This window comes from Streptococcus sp. GMD3S (assembly GCF_000298695.2).
In the GTDB taxonomy this organism is placed as follows: domain Bacteria; phylum Bacillota; class Bacilli; order Lactobacillales; family Streptococcaceae; genus Streptococcus.
This window is the reverse complement of record NZ_AJRC02000035.1, coordinates 1-2,933: the sequence shown is the minus strand read 5'-3', so window position 1 is coordinate 2,933 and position 2,933 is coordinate 1. Positions and strand designations below refer to the sequence as shown.

Below are 2,933 nucleotides of genomic sequence, written 5' to 3'. Positions count from 1 at the left end.
AACCTCCAGGTTGATGGCTATAGTCTTTTATTTCTTCTGTAAAAGACTGATCATCTAGATGGCGGTGTGGGACGACTGGACCTTCGATATAACCAAGAATACGCCCCTCTTTTTCAGCTACCAGAAAACTGGTCTGAATTTCCCGCAAATGCGCCTCAAAGACCGAACGAGGAATGGCTTCTTCAAGGGAAAAATTCTCTAGCTCTATCTCTATAATCCGATCTAAATCCGAAAATCTTGCTTGTCTGATTTTCATATTTCCTCCTGATAAAAAGGATTTTCCCAAATCAGATACCATTCAGAACCACTGCCATAATGACTCTCTGACACTTCTTCTTCAACAAAGCCATTCATTTCAAAATATGATAGTAGTTCATCAGGACTCTGCAAAAGAATACCTTGATAATCTAGTTCGACTGTCACCTGTTTCAAGGCCGCAAGAAGAAGAGTTCCCAACCCCTGCCCCCAATGGTCAGGATGAATGGTCAATGATTTTACTTCTATCCATTTGGGATGAATAGACTGAGCTTCTCCTAAAATATAGCCCACGAGCTGATTTTCATCCCCAGCTACAAGAAAGGTACCCGCAGTCTTGCGGATACTCTCTTCTAAAGATTGGCGGCTAAGTGACTCTTCTGATGTAGGATTGGCTTCTTCAATCGCCAACATTTCTTCTAAATCTGATAAGGTAGCTTGCCTTATAGTGATTGGAATTTCCATCTGTTTTCCTTATTGGACGTTGCTTGTCAAGTTAGACAAGAGACGTTCAAATGAATATTCATAGGTTTGGATGTCTCCTGCACCCATAAAGACGTAAACCGCATTGTCATGGTCTAGGAGTGGAGAGACATTTTCAACAGTGATAACCTGGTGTTTCTTGTTGATTTTATTGGCTAAGTCTTCTACTTTGACATCACCATGGTCCACTTCACGGGCTGATCCATAGATTTGCGCTAGGTAGACGGCGTCTGCTTGATTCAATGCATGGGCAAATTCGTCCAACAAGGCAATGGTTCTTGTAAAGGTATGCGGTTGGAAGACTGCCACGATTTCCTTGCTTGGGTATTTCTGACGAGCTGCATCCAAGGTTGCAATGATTTCTGTTGGATGGTGGGCAAAGTCATCAATGATCACTGTATCATTGACGATTTTTTCAGTGAAACGACGCTTAACACCTGCAAAAGTTTTCAAGTGTTCACGGACCAAGTTCAAATCAAAGCCAGCTGTGTAAAGAAGACCAATAACAGCTGTCGCATTCATGATATTGTGACGACCAAAGGTTGGAATGTGGAATTGACCCAACTCTTGTCCACGGAAGTGAACGGTGAATGTTGAACCAGTCGTAGAACGAAGAAGATCGCTAGCTACAAAGTCATTGCCTTCTGCTTCAAACCCATAGTAATAGATTGGCGCATTGGCTGTGATCTTACGCAACTCAGCATCCTCACCGTATACAAACAAACCTTTACTAATTTGTTTGGCATAGTCGTTAAAGGCATTGAAAACATCCTCTAGACTTGTAAAGTAGTCTGGATGGTCAAAGTCAATGTTGGTGATGATAGAGTATTCTGGGTGGTAAGGCATGAAATGGCGCTCATATTCGTCTGATTCAAAGACAAAATATTTGGCATTGGCTGAACCACGACCTGTCCCATCACCAATCAAGAAGCTGGTGTCTGTGATGTGAGACAAAACGTGAGACAGCATCCCAGTCGTTGATGTCTTACCATGCGCTCCTGCAACCCCCATGCTGACAAAGTCACGCATAAAGCTACCTAGGAATTCATGGTAACGTTTGTAGCTGATACCATTTTGATCTGCATAGGCGATTTCAACGTTGTTATCTGGACGGAAGGCATTTCCCGCGATAATCTCCACATCACCTTGTAGGTTCTTTTCATCAAAAGGAAGAATGGCAATCCCTGCCTGCTCTAGTCCACGTTGAGTAAAGTAGTATTTTTCAACGTCTGAACCTTGAACCTTGTGTCCCATTTGGTGCAACATCAAGGCCAAGGCACTCATCCCTGATCCCTTGATTCCAATAAAATGATATGTTTTTGACATGCTTTTCTCCCCTACTCAGTAATTCTTGTCAGATTCAACTCTTGGGCAACCTGACGTTCCTGTTCCGTTTGCTTATTCTTTTTATTATAGATTTGACTCTTCTTTAGAAAATCGTAGTTGTTCTTTTTAGCTTTTTCCGTTTGGGTTTTCGGAGTTGGATTCGCCACTTGGCCAATCTCCTCAGCTAAGATATAGTGAGACTGGCTCAAGTTTTTGCTAAATTTGGCAAACTCACCTGGATTTTCCTTTTGAAATGGTGCTGTTGGTTGGTTTCCTTGACGAACAAGTGTTGAACCATTGTGTCGTCTAGTATGACTAACATCCTGAGTCAAATATTTAGCTGAACGTTTCCTCTTCAGATCCGCTCGCGCCTCTTCTCGAGCCAATTCAGCATAGGTTTTTTCAACTTTTTTAGGTTCTGGACTTGGTTTTGACTCCTTATTAACCACTGGAGAAACTACGGTTTCTTCTTCATTAATAGGAGACCATTCCAAATAGTTCTTATCGCGGTAATCACCTTTGATATTGCTAATAAAGTCTGACTCATCGTACAAGTCCATGACTGGCATTTTGGTCAGCATGATCTCATCATCTGACACCAATGGAAATCGATCTTGTTTCATTTTGTATTTCCTTTCAACACTTCATTATAGCGTATTGTCTTGATTTTTCAAGTGCTGGCTTCAGAAATTCCCAAAATTTCACGAATTTCTGCCAGGCTGAGACTCGCACGCGACTCCGTACCATCTAAAACTTGGGAAACCAAATGTTTCTTTTGTTCTTGAAGTTCTTGGATTTTCTCTTCAATGGTTCCTTTTGTAATTAAGCGATAAACCTCTACCTTCTGCTCCTGTCCCATACGATGGGCA

General features: G+C 41.9%; 4 protein-coding genes and 1 pseudogene. All 5 read right to left on the bottom strand.

The window, feature by feature from the left end:
• Positions 1 to 256: pseudogene (locus GMD3S_RS0209345) on the bottom strand (GNAT family N-acetyltransferase); the annotation flags it as partial.
• Positions 253 to 720: a GNAT family N-acetyltransferase gene (locus tag GMD3S_RS0209340; protein WP_000405316.1), complete on the bottom strand. Its 468-nt coding sequence runs from the start codon at positions 718 to 720 to the stop codon at positions 253 to 255. The gene GMD3S_RS0209340 and the pseudogene GMD3S_RS0209345, both read right to left, overlap by 4 nt.
• Before the next feature lie 9 nt (positions 721 to 729).
• Positions 730 to 2,064: a UDP-N-acetylmuramate--L-alanine ligase gene (murC, locus tag GMD3S_RS0209335; RefSeq protein WP_000048075.1), complete on the bottom strand. Its 1,335-nt coding sequence runs from the start codon at positions 2,062 to 2,064 to the stop codon at positions 730 to 732.
• A gap of 11 nt (positions 2,065 to 2,075) precedes the next feature.
• Positions 2,076 to 2,687, bottom strand: coding sequence for a hypothetical protein (locus tag GMD3S_RS0209330; RefSeq protein ID WP_000806746.1), 612 nt, complete (start codon positions 2,685 to 2,687; stop codon positions 2,076 to 2,078).
• Between the two features lie 47 nt (positions 2,688 to 2,734).
• Positions 2,735 to 2,933: hypothetical protein (locus tag GMD3S_RS10480; RefSeq protein WP_033587332.1), on the bottom strand; the 199-nt coding region annotated here is incomplete at its 5' end.